The 19,114-nt window shown below is 60.1% G+C and carries 12 protein-coding genes; 4 read left to right on the forward strand and 8 right to left on the reverse strand.

What is annotated here, in order from left to right; all coding sequences use genetic code 11:
• Positions 1–11: 11 nt before the first annotated feature.
• Both CLV87_RS07730 and leuC read right to left on the reverse strand, forming a co-directional pair.
• Positions 12–833, reverse strand: coding sequence for a glycosyltransferase family 32 protein (locus tag CLV87_RS07730; RefSeq protein ID WP_099242222.1), 822 nt, complete (start codon positions 831–833; stop codon positions 12–14).
• Positions 833–2,239: a 3-isopropylmalate dehydratase large subunit gene (leuC, locus tag CLV87_RS07735; protein WP_099242220.1), complete on the reverse strand. Its 1,407-nt coding sequence runs from the start codon at positions 2,237–2,239 to the stop codon at positions 833–835. The genes CLV87_RS07730 and leuC overlap by 1 nt, the downstream gene beginning before the upstream one ends.
• A gap of 344 nt (positions 2,240–2,583) precedes the next feature.
• On the opposite strand from leuC, the gene CLV87_RS23830 reads away from it, so the two are divergent.
• Together CLV87_RS23830 and CLV87_RS07740 are read left to right on the forward strand one after the other, a co-directional pair.
• On the forward strand, positions 2,584–2,724 hold the full coding sequence (locus CLV87_RS23830) for a hypothetical protein (RefSeq protein WP_166652694.1): 141 nt from the start codon (positions 2,584–2,586) through the stop codon (positions 2,722–2,724).
• Between the two features lie 377 nt (positions 2,725–3,101).
• Positions 3,102–4,280: an acetyl-CoA C-acyltransferase family protein gene (locus CLV87_RS07740; RefSeq protein WP_099242218.1), complete on the forward strand. Its 1,179-nt coding sequence runs from the start codon at positions 3,102–3,104 to the stop codon at positions 4,278–4,280.
• Positions 4,281–4,353: 73 nt separating this feature from the next.
• Here CLV87_RS07740 and CLV87_RS07745 read toward each other — a convergent pair whose 3' ends face one another.
• The 3 genes from CLV87_RS07745 to CLV87_RS07755 all read right to left on the reverse strand — a co-directional run bounded on the left by CLV87_RS07745 (position 4,354) and on the right by CLV87_RS07755 (position 12,360).
• Positions 4,354–4,818, reverse strand: a complete 465-nt coding sequence (locus CLV87_RS07745; protein WP_099242216.1) for a DUF1203 domain-containing protein — start codon at positions 4,816–4,818, stop codon at positions 4,354–4,356.
• 69 nt (positions 4,819–4,887) lie between these two features.
• On the reverse strand, positions 4,888–6,903 hold the full coding sequence (gene pbpC, locus CLV87_RS07750; protein WP_099242215.1) for a penicillin-binding protein 1C: 2,016 nt from the start codon (positions 6,901–6,903) through the stop codon (positions 4,888–4,890).
• 3 nt (positions 6,904–6,906) lie between these two features.
• Positions 6,907–12,360, reverse strand: a complete 5,454-nt coding sequence (locus tag CLV87_RS07755) for an alpha-2-macroglobulin family protein (protein ID WP_099244612.1) — start codon at positions 12,358–12,360, stop codon at positions 6,907–6,909.
• Positions 12,361–12,484: 124 nt separating this feature from the next.
• Here CLV87_RS07755 and CLV87_RS07760 point away from each other — a divergent pair, with 124 nt between their 5' ends.
• Entirely contained in the window at positions 12,485–15,013 is a 2,529-nt protein-coding gene (locus tag CLV87_RS07760; protein WP_099242213.1) for a hybrid sensor histidine kinase/response regulator, read from the forward strand.
• On the opposite strand, the gene yaaA is transcribed toward CLV87_RS07760, so the two are convergent.
• From yaaA to CLV87_RS07775, 3 genes are all read right to left on the reverse strand, one after another.
• Positions 15,010–15,792: a peroxide stress protein YaaA gene (yaaA, locus tag CLV87_RS07765; protein WP_099242211.1), complete on the reverse strand. Its 783-nt coding sequence runs from the start codon at positions 15,790–15,792 to the stop codon at positions 15,010–15,012. The genes CLV87_RS07760 and yaaA overlap by 4 nt on opposite strands.
• Before the next feature lie 30 nt (positions 15,793–15,822).
• Positions 15,823–17,883, reverse strand: coding sequence for a DNA helicase RecQ (gene recQ, locus CLV87_RS07770; RefSeq protein WP_099242210.1), 2,061 nt, complete (start codon positions 17,881–17,883; stop codon positions 15,823–15,825).
• A gap of 214 nt (positions 17,884–18,097) precedes the next feature.
• The gene (locus CLV87_RS07775) at positions 18,098–18,385 is read right to left on the reverse strand and encodes a YggT family protein (protein WP_099242208.1); all 288 of its coding nucleotides are present in this window, start codon (positions 18,383–18,385) and stop codon (positions 18,098–18,100) included.
• 130 nt (positions 18,386–18,515) lie between these two features.
• Between CLV87_RS07775 and CLV87_RS07780 the strand changes: the two genes are divergently transcribed.
• Positions 18,516–19,055: an acyl-CoA thioesterase gene (locus CLV87_RS07780; protein ID WP_099242207.1), complete on the forward strand. Its 540-nt coding sequence runs from the start codon at positions 18,516–18,518 to the stop codon at positions 19,053–19,055.
• The last annotated feature ends 59 nt before the right edge of the window (positions 19,056–19,114 follow it).

The following is a 19,114-nucleotide window of genomic DNA, read 5'->3' on the forward strand; positions in this document are numbered from 1 at the left end:
AACTCTCGCCCTTACGGGGCGATATCGAATTCAATTTCCCGGGCATATTCGGCAATGAAACTGCCCGGCGCTGGTGTGTGTTTCTTGTGATAGCCACGGATCATCGACGCATAGAGATGCACGCAAAGCGTCTCTTCGGTCAGGCCAGGTTCGACCCCGCCAAAAGGTGAAAACAGCACATCGGTATAAACGCCGCGCACTGGGTAATAGACCTCAGCGGGGCTGATGAACCGCTTTTCCTTTTTGGCCCGCAAGGTGTGTTTCAACGCCCGTGGCCCGACCGAAGGCCGCACCAATTTGAACGCCGTCACCAATCGTTTTCCCGGTTCCGCCTCGGCCACTTTGGCCTGCTGCGTCTCGGTCATCCAATGCGGGACAAATTCGGGATCTTCGAACCATTCGATCAGACTGTTCAGCGTGGCCGACTCTTTTGGCAGACGCAGAATGGCCCCATTCACCGTTCCCGAAGGTTCCCAACCAACATGGTAGGGTTTTTCGGGGAACGGTTGCAGGCACAACACATCCGCGTCGATCCAGATCATCTCGGTCTGCTTGAGCAGATAGAGCCGGAACAGATCAGACACCATCGAGGCAGGTGCCCCGCCATGTCCGTGGTCTGCTGGATCCCAAATATCGGCTGCCGGGCGAGTGATCACCCCGTCAGGAACGACGGGGGCCAGATCAGACCCGGCATAGAACAGCGTCACCTTATGTCCGTGATGCACAAAGCTGCTAAGGCACATCTGGTGCAGCCAATCCAGTTCTGGCCCGATCCAGAGGGTTGCAACCTCTGGCAGGATAGACCCGTTTTGGATTGGCGCACCAGATGCCATTACATCAGGTCCCGAACGTCGGTCAGCTTGCCGGTCAGAGCAGCGGCGGCTGCCATGCCCGGGCTCACCAGATGGGTGCGACCCTTAAAGCCCTGACGCCCCTCAAAGTTACGGTTCGAGGTCGAGGCGCAACGCTCGTTCTCGGATAGCTGATCAGGGTTCATCGCCAAACACATGGAGCAACCCGCCAGACGCCATTCAAAGCCGGCATCCTCAAAGATCTGTGCCAGACCTTCTTCTTCGGCCTGAGCACGGACCAGACCAGAGCCCGGAACGACCATGGCGCGCATCCCGTCCTTGATCTTTTTGCCTTTCAGCACTTCGGCTGCGGCGCGCAGATCTTCGATACGACCATTGGTGCAAGAGCCAATGAACACGGTGTCGATCTCGATATCGGCCAGTTTCTGACCCGGTGTCAGACCCATATATTCGATGGACCGCGCCGCCGCGTCGACTTTGCCGCCCTCAAAATCGGAAGGGTGCGGCACAACGCCGGTGATCGGCAAAACATCCTCGGGCGAGGTACCCCAGGTCACGACGGGCTGGATGTCTTCGCCTTTCAGCGTCACAACCTTGTCGAAATGCGCGCCTTCATCGGTGTAAAGAGTCTTCCACCAGTCCAAGGCAGCTTCCCATTGGGCACCCTTTGGCGCATGTGGGCGGCCTTTGACATATTCAAAGGTGGTTTCATCCGGTGCAATCAGACCCGCACGTGCACCGCCTTCGATCGCCATGTTGCAGACGGTCATGCGGCCTTCCATCGACAGATCACGGATCGCTTCACCGCAATATTCGATGACATAGCCAGTGCCGCCGCCTGTGCCGGTCTCACCGATCACGGCCAGGGTGATGTCCTTGGCGGTCACACCCGGCTTGAGTTTGCCGGTGATCTCCACCTTCATGTTCTTGGACTTCTTCTGGATCAGGGTCTGAGTGGCGAGCACGTGCTCAACCTCAGACGTGCCGATCCCATGCGCCAGCGCACCAAAGGCCCCGTGGGTCGCGGTGTGGCTGTCGCCGCAAACCACGGTCATGCCCGGCAGGGTCCAGCCCTGTTCGGGGCCAACAATATGCACGATGCCCTGACGGATGTCAGAAACAGGGTAGTAATGCACACCAAATTCCTTGGCGTTCTTATCCAGCGCCTCAACCTGAATGCGGGATTCTTCGGTCATCTGGCTTGGATCTTCGCGGCCAGCAGTGGTCGGAACGTTGTGATCCGGCACGGCAATGGTCTTTTCCGGCGCGCGCACCTTGCGACCCGCCATACGCAGCCCCTCAAAGGCTTGCGGGCTGGTCACTTCGTGAACCAGGTGGCGGTCGATATACAGAAGGCAGGTGCCATCTTCGTCTTCGTGGGCGACATGAGCGTCCCAGATTTTATCATAGAGTGTTTTGGGGGACATGCGGTCCTCTCCCGTTTTGATTGCTAATGGTGGTTGGCTTTCACAAGGCGTTTCGACGCCGTAAAATTCGCGCAGTTATAGTCGGGCCAAAACTGCAAAGTTGGCACCGTAAAAACGTTCGCGAAGGCGCACACGGTCGCCCATGTCGAAAAGCGGAAACATGCCCAGCATGTACAAAGCACCGCGTCCTAAATCAAGTGAGTCGCGCAAGACCCCGCTCAAACCCCCTTGAACTGCCGAAATGTCGCATTGAACCTTTCCGTCCCGCCCCCTTGATAAAAGGCTTCGCAAACGCGTCGTGCGCAACGGGGTATTGCACCCGCGTTCAGACAAAAGGCAGAGCAATGAACAGCAGTCTGAATATCTTGAATATTGCCCTGATCGGGGCCTTGCTGGTCATGGCCGTGACTGTGCAAGCCCGCGAAACCTATTTGCAAGACGTGCCAAAACACGGTGATTTGTCTCTGATTTCAGCCGCAGACTAACTGTTTGAATTAACTCAATCTCAATAATTTCCGCGCCATGTTCAGGTCATGTCGCGTTTCACGTCTCTCTCTTCCTCTCCAGCCACGGGCGGGCGCTCTTATAAACCTGGTTTGCAAGATGCGCAGCCCAAGGGGCCTCGCGGCGCGCCAAACGGGTCCAAACCGGGGGTGCTCAGCCTGTTTGGCTTCTTGCGCACCCTACGCGCAAAACAAAGGGAAAACAGGGCCACGCCTGCCGCCCGCAATGTGAAATATCCAGTATCCCGGCGCTAGAGTTAGCGACCAATCCCAACAAACCTCACCACAATGACGGAACGTTGCGGCTGACATGCCGCATTGCAGCGCTCATAGTTTCCCCAACTTAAGAGGAGGACATCATGAGCGACGATATCGTCATTCTTAGCGGCGCACGCACAGCCATTGGCACCTTTGGCGGCAGCCTGGCCGGCACCGCCCCCATTGATCTCGGCACCATCGCCGCCAAGGCCGCTTTGGAACGCGCTGGCGTCGACGGTCAGCAGATTGACCATGTGGTCTTTGGCCATATCATCAACACCGAACCGCGCGACATGTACCTTTCACGCGTGGCCGCCATGCAGGCGGGCATCCCCGAGGCGACACCAGCGATGAACGTCAACCGCCTCTGTGGCTCCGGTGTTCAGGCGATCATTTCCGGCGCACAATCCCTGATGCTGGGCGATGCCGATTTCGCCCTGGTCGGCGGTGCTGAAAACATGTCGCGCAGCCCCTATATCGTGCCCAGCCAACGCTGGGGGGCCAAGATGGGCGATATCAAGACACTGGACATGATGCTCGGCGCGCTGAACTGCCCCTTTGGCACCGGCCATATGGGGGTTACAGCGGAAAACGTCGCCGCCGAGCACGATATCAGCCGCGACGCACAGGATGCCTTTGCCCTGGAAAGCCAGAACCGCGCCGCAGCCGCGATTGAAGCAGGCCATTTCAAGGATCAGATCGTCCCGGTTGAGGTCAAAGTGAAACGCGATATGGTCGCCTTTGACACGGACGAACATCCCAAGGCCACCACTCTTGAGGCCCTGTCGGGCCTTCGCACCGTCTTTCAAAAAGACGGAACAGTGACCGCGGGCAATGCGTCAGGCATCAATGATGGCGCAGCGGCTCTGGTTCTCGCCCGTGCCTCCGCAGCTGAATCTGCCGGTCTCAAACCCCGCGCCCGCATCATCGGCTATGCCCATGCAGGCGTGCGCCCCGAGGTCATGGGCATCGGCCCGGTGCCTGCCGTGGAAAACCTGCTGAAACGAACCGGCCTGTCTGTGTCCGATTTCGACGTGATCGAAAGCAACGAAGCCTTCGCCAGCCAGGCTTTGGCGGTGAACAAGGGGCTCGGCTTCGACCCGGCCAAGGTGAACCCCAATGGCGGCGCAATTGCCCTTGGCCACCCGGTTGGTGCCACCGGAGCCATCATCACCGTCAAAGCGCTTTACGAGTTGGAACGCATTGGCGGTTCCAAAGCGCTGATCACCATGTGCATCGGCGGCGGGCAAGGCATCGCACTGGCGATTGAACGTATCTAATCGCGCGGCACGGCCTACGGGACGGTGGGTGGGGCGAGGTTTGCCAAAGGCAAACCAGCGTCACCCCCGTCCGCTAATCCCGCGTCGCCCGCGCCAACCAGCAATTGTTGCGCGCGGATCGCACATCGACAAAGGCCACATCCGCACGCGCCAAACGCTGCGCCACCTCCTCCGCCAAAACCGCCTGCGCTACAACCTCACCCGTGCCATAAATAATGCGCTCATCCGCACTATAGGCCTTGATCAAAAATTGCGGTGACAGGGTCAGCACCTCGGGCAATCCCTCCTGATCCCCCGCCCCATCACAATGACCCCCACACAAGAATACCGGTCCGGTTTCGGCATAAGGCTGCAACGCGCCAAAGGGAAGATGCGCCAAAATCAGCATCTCTTCACCCTCTGGCACCGTCCGCAGACAATGCCGACAGGGGTTGCCCGGCCCGTCTGACACGCTCCGCTCAGGCAAGTTCCCATAAGCATCAACACCGCCCCTCTGATAGCGCCGCGCAATGTCGGTTTCCAATCCTCGAAAAATCATCTTTGCAAGCTCCTGTTTTCAGGCAACTTGCTTATCCGCAGTCACAAAAACGACCCGAAGCTTGCGCATTCACTGCAGCTCGATCGACACCCGTCCGGCATTGCCCGCCGCATCAATCACCGACAAAGTGGTAAACCCCTGCCCGGCAAGCGGTGCCAGAAACTCCGGGCGCTGCACGCCCGACTGGACCACAGCCCCATCCACCAACAGCGCAAAAGGCGGCACCCCGCCGCGCAATTTCACCGGCACAGCCCCGCCTTCCAGGGCCAAACGCGCCCCATCCGGTGGAAAGGTCAGTTGCAGTGTGGGCTGTTTTTCACGCGGACCAAATCGTTGCAGATTGGCAGGCAATTGCGCCCGCGCGATCTGCAATGTCTCTGGTGGTGGCGGTGGCAAGGGCACCGCCCGCTCCCGCGCGCGCCCCAGCGCCTGAAACAGGATCGGTGCAGCATCCGCGCCGCCAAAGACACCGGGAACCGGCGTGCCATCAGCCCGCCCCATCCAGACGCCAACCACATATTGCCCATCCCAGCCCAGCGCCCAGGCATCCCGGTGGCCATAGGACGTGCCGGTCTTATAGGCCACACGCCCCGGCGGGCCTGCCGTGGCGGGCGGGGCCAGACCGGCGAGAATATTGCCAACCTGCCAGGCCGAAGCCGCTGACAAGATCCGCGCACCTTTTCCTTCCTCTATGCCACGATGCCAGCGCAAGGGCACCGCCTCGCCGCCATTGGCCATCCCGGCATAAAGCTGCACCATGTCTTGCAGACTGGTGCCGACGCCGCCCAAGGACAGCGCCAAACCCGGCGCGCCACCTTGCAACTCGGCCTGCATCCCGGCCCGCTGCATCGCCGCCATCACATGGGCCGGGCCCAGCGCTTCGGTCAGCCGGATCACCGGGATATTCAGCGACAGTTGCAGCGCATGGCGCACCGAGACCTCGCCGCGAAACACCCCGTCGAAATTCTGCGGCGCATAGCTGCCAAACTGGATCGGCGTGTCCAGGATCAAGGTCTCGGGATGTGCCATGCCGCCATCAAATCCCAGCCCGTAAACCAGCGGTTTCAACGTTGATCCGGGCGAGCGCAGCGCCTGTGTCATGTCGACAAAGCCCTGCCCCTGCGTATCACCATAATCGGGCGAACCGACCGAGGCCAGGATCTCGCCGCTTTGATGATCCGCCAGCATCACCGCCATGGACAGGCGCGGGTCTTTGTTGGCCATGTGATCACGCACCAGCGCCTCAAGACTGCGTTGCAACCCGGCATCCAGCGTCAGGTCATGCCGCCCTTCGCCCATGGCCGCCGCGCGATCCGCCATATGCGGGGCCAATTGCGGCACGGCCTGACGCCCTTTGGGCCAGGGATCCATCTGCCCAGCCAGGGCGGTCTCCATATCAATGACCCCATCCCCGGCCATGCGCATCAACACCCGATCCCGCGCAATCCGCGCCGCTTCGGGATGTCGATCCGGTCGGCGGCTTTCGGGCGCTTGGGGCAGCGAAACCAGCAGCGCCGCCTCAGCCGGGGTCAATCGGCCCGGTTCCTTGCCAAGCCAGGCCAGGGACGCGGCGCGCAGCCCTTCGACATTGCCGCCATAGGGCGCAATGCGCAGATAAATCGCCAGGATCTCATCCTTGCTCAGCTGCCGTTCCAGCGCCAAGGCCAGCCGCATCTGCCGCAGCTTGCCATCCCAGCGCCCGGTCGACCCATCTTCAAGCAGCCGCGCCACCTGCATGGTCAGGGTCGACGCGCCTGAGACCACGCGCCCATTCCAAAGCGCCTGCCGCACCGCCCGTGCCATCGCCCAGCCATCGACACCCTGATGGTCGAAAAACCGCTTATCCTCATAAGCAATCAGCATCTCGTAAAACAGCGGATCGACCTGATCGGCAGAGACCTCCATCCGCCATAACCCATCTTCGACCATATAGGCGCGCAGCAGCTCGCCGTGACGATCCCGCACTTCGGTCGCGGTGGCGTGTACCATCACCGGCAGCTCGGTCGCATCGATATAGGCGTCGAACTGGTCGCGGGCAAAAGCCAGCGACCAGAGCATCAGGACAAGGGCAAACAGGCGGCGCATGTCTTAGGGCAAGATCACAACCCGGCCCGACGCCGTGGTGGCGCGGAAATCGGGGCGATACATATCCTCGACCAGCGCGGCAGGGTGATGGAACTCACCCGGCGACACAGCGCGCAGGATATAGGCCAGTTGGATCGTCTTATTGCCATTCTGATTGACCGCCGCCAGGAACCGTTCGCTGCGGAACTCCGAGAACTCGGTATGCGAGGGTTTCAACCAATCCAACGCCCGAATGTCGCCGGATTGCAGCAGGCTCGGATTATCGATCTCAAAACCCGCAGGCAGGGCATCATTGATCATCAGCCGCGCGCGGGTGTCCTCTGACGGTTTCACCGTCAGTACCGCGACCAGACGCATCCCCTTGCGCAGCACCTGATCACCCAGCTTTTGCCCATCCATTGTGTAGTAGTCACGCTGAATGGAATAGCCATAACCCGTCGCAGCAACTTCTCCTTCGGGGATGCCCATGGTGGTCAAAGTGATGTCGGTGTTGCGATCCGAAGTATTGCTGATCTCCATCGCCTGCAATGTCGCACCTTCGATCTTGCGCACAAACGGGCCGGACAGGGGTTCGCCATTCACGGCAAGCCCGGAAACCGTCGGGTCCTGCACCATGGCATGAGCCGCCAACAGCGCCCAGGATTGCTCTTGCGTCGAGAGAGGGCGGTTCACATCGGCAATCCGCCCAGTCAGCGCCTCGCGATCCACCGCATTGCTGCGCGCCTCAACTGCAAGCGATAGAACCCCAGCTGCATCGCGCACCGCACTGCCGAAATCGGCACGATAAACGCGATGCTTGCTCCAGACCGTTTGCGGGATCAACCCAGCGGCGCTGGCAAACATCATATCGGCGCGCTTCTGATCCCCGTACGAGGCCAAGGCCGCCCCCAACTGCGCCCGCGCCAAGGGCGTGGCAAAATGGGTCATGCGCTCATCCGCGTAATAACGCAGATCCCCCATCGCTGCCTCACCCTCTCGCGCCAGCACCATCAGGGCATAGGCGATGTCTTCGCCGCCGGTGTCAAAATCGGGCGCATAGGCAATGCGGTTGCGCAGGTTGTCCAGCGCATTGCGCCAGGCGATATCCGGCACCTCATGACCCGCCGCACGGGCGCGACCCAGGAAATCGGTGACATAGGCATCCAGCCAGAAATCCCCGGAATACGCCCCCCAGAGACCAAAGGCCCCGTTGGGTGCCTGACGGGTCAGCACGCGGGTGATAGACTGCTGAATGCGCAGATCGATCCGCTCTTGATTGCCCAGACCCAGCGGCTCGGCGATCGAGCTCATGTAGAGCAGCGGCAGCGCCCGCGATGTGACCTGTTCGGTGCAGCCATAAGGGTAGCGATCCAGCGAGGCCAAAAGCCCCGGCGCGTCAAACCGCGCCAGCGGACCGGCCGAAACCAGTGCCGACGAGCTAGCCAATTGCAGCCCAGCAAACACTTCTTGATCCAGGGTAAAGGTCTGCCCCGGTGCCAGTGACAAGCGCCGCGTTGCGCCAATCGCCGGGTCATTGCTGCGCACGCCCAGGGTCAACCCCTTGGTCAGAACCACGCCATCCGGCGTCGTCAGCGCGATCTCAAGTGTATGATCGCCAACCAGATCGCCACTGACAGGAATGTCAAAGCTCAGCTTGGCTTTATCCGCCAAAGTCACCTTCTCAGGCAGGCCGCTGGTATCCAGCCCCAACCCGTCAGCCGTGACAGATAACGGCATCTCGCCCGCCGCACCTTTGACATGGGTCAGTTCCAGATGCAGCAGCGCCTGATCCCCCGGTGCCAGAAAGCGCGGCACAGAGGCGCTTAGCACCACGGGATCACGCACCAGCACCTCGGCCTCGGCCTGTCCAACAGCAGTGTCGGACCAGGCCACCGCCATCAGCCGCACAGAACCGTTGAAATCCGGCATGTCAAAGCTGACCTCGGCGCGCCCGGTGCCATCAACCGTCACCGGCCCGCTGAAAAAGGCCACAAGGTCTTCGGTCGGGGGCGGGCTTTGCATGCGCATCCCGGCGGCATAGTCACCGCCCGAGCGCACCGCGCCCATCGCGCCATTCATCCCGTCGATCAAGCGACCATAGATATCGCGGATCTCAACGCCCAAACGCCGCTGGCCAAAGTAATGACCCGCCGGGTCCGGTGATTGGAACCCGGTCAGGTTCAGAATGCCCAGATCGACCGCAGCCACAGTGACATAGGCCGTGCCGCTATCCCCCAAACCATCGACCTGCACCGCCGCCTTGAGCGGTCCGCGCGGCGTAACCTCGTCCGCCACGTCCAAGGACACGCCCAGCTTGCGCGCGCCCGGATCAACCGCCGCATGGGCCAGCCCCAGTGCCCGCGCCGGGTTTTGCCCGGCTGTGACATCCATCGGGCGGATCACCTGCGCGGTGACGTAAACGCCTGCGCCCCACTCCTCGGTCACGGGCAAGGTCAGGGTGTTTTCACCCTCGGTCACATCAATGGCCTGCATCGAAATCACCCGATCCGCCATAACAGCGACCAAGGCCTTACCCGCATAGCGCGGCACCATGCGCAGCGTGGCGGTGTCGCCCGGTTGATAGGCCGGTTTGTCCAATGACAACTCCAACATATCCGGCGTGTCGCTCGTATCCGCTGAACCATACCAGCCGGCGTAAAAGCTCATCGACGAGGCGATATAGCTGCCATCCACACGCTCAACGACCACCTCATATTGACCCCAATCCACATCGGCGCTGATCTCGAAAGGCTCGGCGCCCAACAGGCCTGTGCCCTTGGCCACGGTCTTGCGGGTGGTGATCGGCTCCCAATGCCAATTGCCATATTGCTGATACCACTGATACCGCGTGCGCACCCGGTTCACCTGCCAGCTGACCTCCATCACCTGCGGATTCAAATCCGGACCCAGCGCCATCACGTCAAACTTGGCCTCAGTGCCCTCGGGCAGTTCGCCGTCAAACCCGGCGCGAATGCCAATCATCGGCGTGCTTGGCAGAACCGGGCGCGAGATGCGGCGTTCCACCGGACGGCCCGAGGCTTCGGAGAGCCGCAAGGTCGCCCGCGCCATCATCGGGCGGCCCTTGGCGTCGATATCCGGCAAGGGTATGTCCAGCGCCGCCTTACCCGCCGCGTCCGTCACCAGATCAGCGGCAAAGCTGTTGGTGCGCAGGATACGCCCGTCATCATGGCGACCAAAGCGATAGCCGGGAAATTCCGTGAGTGTGTTTTGACTGGAAAGCTGCAGCTCGCCCTCAATCGGTAGATCACCACCGGGCGCGCCAAACAGATACCGGGCATCTACGGCCAATTTCGGCGGTTCCAACGGGTTGATCGCGCCCTCAGGCAGGGTCAGATCGAAATCGATACGCTCGGGCACGAAATCCTCAACCAGAACCGAGGTATTGGCCACGGCATCCGCATCCGGGTCGGTGTAGATGGCAATCTGCCAGGTCCCGCGCGGAGCGGATGGCGCAATTGGCAGCGTATAAACATGCCCACCCGCATCACCGCCATCCGAGATATGGCGTGAATATTCCACCCCATCCGGGCGCGTTAGCACAGCCGTCAAGGGCAGATCAGGCACCGCTGCTGCCTTGGCATCACGCAACAAGGCGGTCACGTTGATCACTTCCCCAGCGCGATAAGCCCCGCGATCCGTGGTCAGGAATGCATCAATCGGCCCCGCCGGATCACGCCCCTCGACACCGCGATCAGACAGGTCAAAGGCCGGATCGGTCAGCGAGAGAAAGGCCAGATCCTCTTCGCCCCGTTTGGCTGTGACCAGCGCCGCCTTGGCCCCTCCCTTGCCACGCAGCAAGCCCGGCGCAAAATGCGCCATGCCCTGCGCGTCGGTCTGAACCGTCGCCAGCACCCGGTTGGCCGAAGACATCAGCGCAACCTCGATCCCCTCCAACGCGCCCGCGTCTGACAAGCCGCGCGCAAACACGCTCAGCCCATCATTGCCCTGCAACGTGGTCAGGCCGATATCGGACAGCAGGAACCATTGCGTCGCGCGCCCATCAGAGAATTCCTCGCTCTTGGGCACCGAGGCGGTCAGCGCATAGACGCCAGCGGGCAGATCCCCCACCACATCGCCCATGGGAAGGCGGGTCATCACATCGGCGTTGAGCTGGTTTTCAACCTCACCCGTCCCGCGCCAAATCTCTTCGGCAATGTCATTGCTGAAATGGCGTTCTTCCCATTTCGATAGCGGTTTGCCGAAATAGCTGTCCTGAATCGCGCGCAGCAGGTTGCGGTCCGACACCCGGCGCAAAACCAGATCAACCTCGGACAGGTTCACCGTCTCAATAGGCAGCCCGGCATCCGCCGAACGCGGCAGAACATAGGCACGGCCCGGAAAGCCCACCTTGGGGTCGCGGTCGCGCACATAGGCAGTGATATCGGTGTTGCGGATCAGACTTTCACCGCTATCGGCAGGCAGGCCCGAACGGAAGGTGATCGTGTAACGCCCACCATGTTGCAGGCCCGACACACAGATCCGCTGATCATCCGCCGTGACCGCCATGCGCGGATCAGGCAGGCGCACATAGGGCGCGTAATCCACCCCGGCGCGCACCAGACGATCCGAGAATTCAACACAGATACGTGGGTCGGCGCTATCGGCCTCAACCGTATGTTCCCGAATACGGAACCCGTATTTGCCAATGGCATTGTCCAACAGCTCGGTGATCTCGTCGCGCTGACCATAGAACTCTGCCAAACGCAGCGCCGGGATAATATCGCGGCCGCGCCCAACCTTCTCCAGCACCACCGCCATATCATGCAGCGCATCCATCATCTGAGCCGGATCGCTAGCGCGCATATAGGCATTGATCGCCGCCATAAAGGCGCGTTGGCGGTATTTGCGCTGATCCGAGCCTTTGACCTCTTCGGCGTAGCGCGCAGAATACTGGCCATATTGCAACCAATGCGCCGCCTCATCCGTCTGGGCCAAGGCCGCGCCGGTCCAATGTGCGGCATCGCGCAAACTGCCCGAGGCTGCGCTGTTTTGCGCCGCATCCAAAAGGGCGCGCGGGCTCCACTGCCCGCCAGAATGCCGCCGCCCCAGGGCTGCTGCCTCTGCCCGCGCCTGTTCCAGATCCTTCTCCCGCAAGAAGCCCAGATCCAACCGCCGCTCTGCCGCCTGTGCCACCATCTCGGGCGCTGCGTTCTGAACCAAGGCCGAAACCGCGCCATCATAGGGCTGCCGGTCACTGACTGCGGATTTCGGGAAACAGGAATTTGAGCGCGAATTAAACGTAAAAGCGACGCATTCGGGATTGTCCAAACACAGTTTCTGGCAGGCATCCAGCGACGTATCAAACAGCGATTGCAAGTCAGAGCCGTAGAAATCCACATCCCGCGTGACGATGACTCGTCTGTCAGGAATGGCTGTGTTTTGTTCCTGCGCCCACGCACCCTGAACACATGGCAAACCGAGAACGCCCATTATCAGGGCCATCGCAATACGTCGCATCAAAATGCTCCTTTCGGTCAATGCCCATATGCTGACATGCCCCCCGGATTCGAACAAGGCTGGCATTTTAAACTGATCTTCACCCTCAGCGCGCAAAAGTGCCATGCACGCAGGAGGATTTGCGATGAGTTTGGCCTCACGTTTGGCCGATGAAAGACGTGCTCGCTTGGCGGCGGAACGATTGTTGGACCTCAAACAGGCTGAACTGTTTGAGGCCAATCGTCGTTTGGGGCAACATGCCCGCCAATTGAGCGACGAGATCAAGGAAACCCGGACTGAGGTGGCTCAGGTCCGGCACCAGCATCAGATTGTCGTGCATGAACTGGGTGAGGCGACTCAGAAGATCGAGGACGTCACCGATCAGCTCTGGACCGCGTTGAAATCCATCCAGGATGGATTTGCCATGTTTGACCCGGATGGCTGTATTGAGCTGGCCAATCAGGCCTACCTGTCGCTCTTTGACGGGATCGAGGATGTTGGCAACGGGGCCAGCTATATCAAAGTGCTCGAGGTGCTGTCCGAAGAGGGGCTGGTTGACCTGCAGGGCGAAACACCCGTTGCCTGGCGCGACATGATGCTGGCCCGCTGGGAAAGCGATCCGATCCCACCGCAAACCATCCGGCTTTGGAACGGGCGTTTCATCAAGCTTCTCGACAAACGTCTGGATGATGGTGGGGTTGTCAGCCTTGCCATCGATATCACCGAATTGGCGCGCATGTGGTCCGCCGTCGAAGAATTGCCCGACGGGTTTGTCATGTACGATCCCGAAGACCGGCTTGTCATGTGCAACCAACCCTATCGCGAAATCTACAGCGCCTCTGCCCCCGCCATCGTCCCAGGCAATCGGTTCGAGGATATCCTGCGCTACGGGCTAGAGCGCGGCCAATATACCGAGGCCTTGGGGCGCGAAGAGGAATGGATCGAAGAGCGGATGCACCATCACCGCACAGATCGGTCGCAATTGGAACAAAAGCTCGAGGATGGGCGCTGGATTCGCGTTTATGAAAGCCAGACCAGCGATGGCGGGCGCGTTGGGCTGCGCATCGACATCACCCAGATCAAAGAGGATCAGCAACGCCTGAAGGAGGCGATGAACCGCGCCGAGGCTGCAAATCGCGCCAAATCCTCCTTCCTCGCCAATATGAGCCACGAAATCCGCACCCCGATGAACGGGGTTGTCGGCATGGCTGATCTGATGATGGATACCGACCTGGATGAGGAACAGAACCTCTATGTCGAAACCATCCGCAGCTCAGGTGAGGCGCTGTTGGTCATCATCAACGACATTCTCGACTATTCTAAAATCGAGGCCGAGAAACTCACCCTACACCCCGAACCCTTTGATCTGGAACGCGCTATTCACGAGGTGGTCATGCTTTTGCAGCCCACCGCGCGGGACAAGGATATCGCGCTTCTGGTGGATTACGACATGTTCCTGTCGACGCGTTTTGTCGGCGATGTCGGACGGTTCCGCCAGATCATGACCAACCTTCTGGGCAATGCGGTCAAATTCACCGTCGAAGGCCATGTTTTGGTCCGCGTTGTCGGGGTCGGGTACGAGGATGGCGAAACCGCCATTCACATCACGATCGAGGATACCGGCATCGGCATCCCCCCGGACAAGGTCGATCACGTCTTTGGCGAATTCAATCAGGTCGAGGATGAGCGTAACCGCAAGTTTGAGGGCACAGGGCTTGGCCTCGCCATCACCCGCCGTCTTGTTGAGCTGATGAAGGGTGAGGTCTGGGTTGAATCCGAACTGGGCAAAGGCAGCTGTTTTGGCATGCGCGTCGTCCTCCCAGCCGAGGAACCGATTGATGTCGAAACCCCAAAAATCCCCGATTACCTGAAACGGGTTCTGGTGGTGGATGATCACAGCGCCAACCGCACGATCCTGTCCAAACAGCTCGAAATTCTTGGTCTCAAGACCGAGTATTGCAAAACCGGGTCCGAAGTCATCGACATGATGGTCGATCCGCCCGATCTGATGATCCTGGAACAGGATCTGCCTGATATGGAGGCGGTCGAACTGGTCACCCATCTGCGCGGTGCCGGTCACAAGATCCCGGTCTTTGTCCTGTCAGATAATCCCGGTCAGGTGCCGGTTGATGAATCCCGTGGCATTGTCGCCGTTCTGCAAAAACCCGTCCCGCGCCGCTTGCTCTTTTCCAGCCTTGAGGCGGTCAGCCCGGCCGAAAAGGCCGTCAAAGCGCAGAAATCCGAAGTGGTTGAAACCAAAACGGCTGAACCCGAAGGCGCGCCGCTTGATGTCATCGTTGCCGAAGACAACAAGACCAATCAATTGGTGTTCAAGAAAATGGCCTCTGGCTTTAACGTCACTTTGCGTTTTGCCAATAACGGCATCGAAGCGGTCGAAGAATTCCAGAAACAGCGCCCCGACCTGATCTTTATGGATATTTCCATGCCGCAGATGGACGGCAAACAGGCCACTCGCGAAATCCGCAAGCTTGAGGGGGATGGCCCTAATGTCCCCATTGTCGCCGTCACAGCCCACGCCATGGCCGGCGACAAGGAAAGCATTCTTGAGGCCGGGCTGGATGATTACCTCACCAAACCCCTGCGCAAGGCCCATCTGGGCGACAAGATCGAGTTTTATACCAAGATCATCACCAAAGCCCGCAAGGCGGGTTAGGAAACAGGCCCCGCATCCGCCGGGCGCACAAAGACCGGTTTATCCGGCTCAGACAAATCAGCGCGATATTCATATCCGCCAGTGTCAAAGCCCAAAATCCCCTCAGGTTCGACGATCCGGTTCTGAATGATGAACCGCGCCATCGCCCCACGCGCACGCTTGGCGAAAAAGCTGACAATCTTGGGCGTGCCGTTCTTGTCTTCCATGAATTGCGGCGTGACGATCCGCAATTTCAGCGCCTTTGGCGGTACTGCACCAAAATATTCCTGGCTTGCGCAATTGATCAGCACATCGCTGCCCACCGCCTCGGCCTGCACCCGCAGGGCCTTGGCAATGTCATCGCGCCAATATTCATACAGTGATTTCCCCCGCCGGGTTTTCAGCCGCGACCCCATCTCCAAGCGATAGGCCTGCATCGCGTCCAACGGGCGCAAGACCCCGTAAAGACCCGACAAAATCCGCAAATGATCCTGCGCCCAGGCCATTTCCTCGGGCTCCAGACTGGCCGCCTCCAACCCCAGATAGGTATCCCCGGCAAAGGCCAGCGCCGCCGGGCGCAGATCTTCGGGCAAAGGCTCCTCGCTAAAGGCGCGGAAACGATCCCGGTTCAGCTTGGCCAAATCGTCGCTGAGACCCATCAACCCCTTGAGATCCTTGAGGGTCAGGTTGCGCATCGTCTTGGCCAAACGCCCAGCATCTGCCAGCAATTCCGGCTCGGTCATTTCGACCTTGCGCTCGCTCCAATCCAGCCGTTTGGCCGGAGAAATCACCACCAGCATGCCCGTTCCCCCAGTTGCTCTGTTCTTGATTTAGTCCACCTGGGTCAAAACCTCAAGAAAAGCCGGGCCAAATCGTTCAGCCTTTTGCGCATCCATCCCGGGAACCGCAGCAATCGCCGCCACGCTAGAGGGGCGCGCCTTGGCAATCTTGGCCAAGGTAGAGTTGTTGCAAGACAGGTATTTACCCGTCCCATCCTCGCCCCGCGCCAGCTGCACCTGCGCCTCCATCAAGGCATCATAAACCTCCCCCGCGCCACTGCTGGCCAATTTGCGCCGGGTCGGGTGCAACGCCTCAATTGCGCCGGTGATCACCTCAAGAAAGGTGCTGCCGTAACGCTCCAGCTTTTTTGCACCAACGCCGCTGATCCGCGCCATCTGATCCAGTGTCTTGGGCCGGGTCTGCGCCATCTCGATCAAGGTGCGGTCAGGGAAGATCACATAGGCGGGCGCGCGTGCCGCCTCGGCCAGGGCCCGGCGCTTGGCCTTCAAGGCTGATAGCAAGGGCGCATCCTCATCGCTGACCAGCATCTTGACCGCTGGCCGCCGCTCGGCCGCCTTTTGCACCACATCCTTGCGCAGTTGGATGCTTTGCTCACCCTTCAGGATCGGCAAGGCGTCATCTGTCATCACCAGCGCCCCATGCCGATCCGCATCAGGCCGGATCAGATCATGCCCCATCATCTGCCGGAACACCGCCTGCCACTGATTGCGGCTCAGATCCTTGCCACAGCCAAAAGTCGGCAGGTTCTCATGCCCGCGCGAACGCACCTTATCCGTCTCTTTGCCCAGCAAAATGTCGATCAAATGCCCCGCGCCAAAGCTTTCCTCGGTCCGCAACGCCGCCGACAGCGCCTTGCGCACCGCCTCGGTGCCGTCAAACAATTCCGGTGGGGTGTTACACAGGTCGCAATTCCCACAAGGCTCCGCCTGCTCGCCAAAATAGCCCAACAAAACCTGACGCCGACAGCCCTGTGCCTCGGCCAGACCCAGCAAGGCATTCAGCCGCCCATGATCCGCATCGCGCCGCTCAGGCGGGGCCAGCCCTTCGTCAATCTGGGAACGGCGCAGGCGGATATCGTCGGGCCCATACAGCGTCAATGTCTCTGCCGGGGCGCCATCGCGCCCAGCGCGGCCAATCTCCTGATAATAGGCCTCGATGCTTTTGGGCAGGTCCGAATGCGCCACCCAGCGAATATCAGGCTTGTCCACCCCCATGCCAAAGGCCACCGTTGCCACGACAATCAGCCCATCCTCACGGGCAAAGCGCGCCTCGACCGAGCGGCGATCCTCGGCCTCCATGCCACCGTGATAAAAACAGGCGCTATGTCCCTCATCGCTCAGCGCTTTGGCCAGGGTTTCGGTCCGCGCTCGCGTTCCGCAATAGACAATACCCGATTGCCCTTTGCGCGCCGCGGCGAAATTCAGGATCTGCTTGCGCGGGCTGTCCTTGGCCTGAAACGCCAGATGGATATTGGGCCGGTCAAAGCCGCGCAAAAAGCTTTGCGGCGCGACCCCGTCAAACAGTCGCTGCACGATCTCTTGCTGGGTTTCCTGATCCGCCGTCGCCGTGAACGCCGCCAAAGGCACATCCAACGCAGTGCGCAGCGAGCCGATCCGCAAGTAGTCGGGGCGAAAATCATGGCCCCATTGGCTGACGCAATGCGCCTCATCCACCGCGATCAAAGACACGCCCGCCTGCATCAACATGTGCTGCGTGCTGGAACTGGCCAACCGCTCGGGCGCGAGATATAGCAGTTTCAGCTCACCAGCATGCAGCATATCCCAAACCGCATCGGTTTCCTCAGCCGTATTACCCGAGGTCAGCGCCCCCGCCGCAACCCCCGCCTCGCGCAACCCACGCACCTGATCGCGCATCAGCGCAATCAGCGGCGAAATCACCACGGTCACCCCATGGCGCATCAGGGCAGGCAATTGGAAACACAGCGATTTCCCACCCCCGGTGGGCATGATCGCCAGCACGTTTTCCCCCGCCGCCACGGCCTCAACAATCTCCGCCTGACCGGGGCGAAAGGCGTCAAAGCCAAAGACATCTTTCAACAACGCCTCACCGGGCGCGGCATCACGTGGCATCAGGAGAACCTGCGGGATTAACTATTTCTGCTCTTATCCCGACATTCTCATACTAAGATTCGGTGAATCAAGCCCCAAAGCAAAAGAGGCCGCATATCCATGCCGCCTCTTGGGTTTCTTCTTGGTGCAAATACTCCGGGGTGAATGGGAGGCCTGCCGCCCAGAGGGGCAGCGCCCCTTAAAACCCATCAAGCGGGGCAGCGCCCCTCACGTCCTAGTAAAAGAACGCCGCGTTGTTGATCAGCACGATCCGAATGATCATGATCGCCACCAGAGCCACCAGCGGGGCCAGATCAAGGCCGCCCATCGGAGGCAGAAATTGGCGAATGCGCGAATAAATCGGCTCCAGCAACCGGTTCACCCCGTCCCAGATCTGCGCAACCAGCGGCTGGCGCAAATTCAGCACCTGGAAATTGATCAACCAGCTCATGATCACATGCGCAATGATAAAGAACCAGACGATGTCAAGCAACAACATCAAAATCTGAAACAGCGACTGCATTTCGGGGCCCCTTTGACTATCTCGCACAACACCTAAGCACCCATCGACAAAAGCGCAAGTTTGCCGCGAGGTTCTGGTTGACGAGGGGTGAAAGCTGCGGCAACTGAACCGAATAGTTCAGGAGCACATCATGTACCCTTTCCTCCGCATGTTCAAAAGCATGTTTACCGCCCGCAAAGCCCCACAGCTGGACCTGCTCGAGACCCATATCTCGCATCACATGTGCTGGCCCTGGGACATTGATTTCTGGATGGAACTCAACAATGGCCGCACCCTGACGCTTTATGATCTCGGACGCCTTCCCGCCGGGCAACGGGCGGGCATGTATGGCCCCATGCGCGACAACAAATGGGGCATGACCGTGGCCGGCACTTGCATCCGGTATCGCCAAAGGGTGCGCATGTTTGACAAGGTCGAAATCCGCACCCGTATGCTCGGGTGGGACAAACGGTTTTTCTACATGGATCAAAGCATGTGGAAGACCAACGGAGCCTGTTCCAGCCACGCCGTCCTGCGCATGGCCCTGACTGACAAAAACGGCATTGTTGATCCGCAAAAGTTGATGGATTGCTTGAAACCCGGCGCAGAGTCACCAGACCTGTCAGACTGGGTCCAGAAATGGATCGAGGCCGAAGATCAGCGCCCCTGGCCCCCTGTCAAAACCGACTGAATCCTGACGTTACGCTAGGGTCAGGACCCATTAATTTGACACCACTGGTTTGATTGGTC

The sequence above is a fragment of the Pelagimonas phthalicica genome, from assembly GCF_004364805.1.
Taxonomy (GTDB): Bacteria; Pseudomonadota; Alphaproteobacteria; order Rhodobacterales; family Rhodobacteraceae; genus Pelagimonas; species Pelagimonas phthalicica.

Excerpts from the sequence above, each read along its gene's own strand:
- CLV87_RS07755 (WP_099244612.1), bottom strand. The coding sequence starts at position 12,360 with ATGCGACGTATTGCGATGGCCCTGATAATGGGCGTTCTCGGTTTGCCA.
- yaaA (WP_099242211.1), bottom strand. The coding sequence starts at position 15,792 with ATGCTGGTGGTGATTTCTCCGGCCAAACGGCTGGATTGGAGCGAGCGC.
- CLV87_RS07775 (WP_099242208.1), bottom strand. The coding sequence starts at position 18,385 with ATGCAGTCGCTGTTTCAGATTTTGATGTTGTTGCTTGACATCGTCTGG.
- pbpC (WP_099242215.1), bottom strand. The coding sequence starts at position 6,903 with ATGCGCCGCCTGTTTGCCCTTGTCCTGATGCTCTGGTCGCTGGCTTTT.
- recQ (WP_099242210.1), bottom strand. The coding sequence starts at position 17,883 with ATGCCACGTGATGCCGCGCCCGGTGAGGCGTTGTTGAAAGATGTCTTT.
- CLV87_RS07740 (WP_099242218.1), top strand. The coding sequence starts at position 3,102 with ATGAGCGACGATATCGTCATTCTTAGCGGCGCACGCACAGCCATTGGC.
- CLV87_RS07760 (WP_099242213.1), top strand. The coding sequence starts at position 12,485 with ATGAGTTTGGCCTCACGTTTGGCCGATGAAAGACGTGCTCGCTTGGCG.
- CLV87_RS07780 (WP_099242207.1), top strand. The coding sequence starts at position 18,516 with ATGTACCCTTTCCTCCGCATGTTCAAAAGCATGTTTACCGCCCGCAAA.
- CLV87_RS07730 (WP_099242222.1), bottom strand. The coding sequence starts at position 833 with ATGGCATCTGGTGCGCCAATCCAAAACGGGTCTATCCTGCCAGAGGTT.
- CLV87_RS07745 (WP_099242216.1), bottom strand. The coding sequence starts at position 4,818 with ATGATTTTTCGAGGATTGGAAACCGACATTGCGCGGCGCTATCAGAGG.
- leuC (WP_099242220.1), bottom strand. The coding sequence starts at position 2,239 with ATGTCCCCCAAAACACTCTATGATAAAATCTGGGACGCTCATGTCGCC.
- CLV87_RS23830 (WP_166652694.1), top strand. The coding sequence starts at position 2,584 with ATGAACAGCAGTCTGAATATCTTGAATATTGCCCTGATCGGGGCCTTG.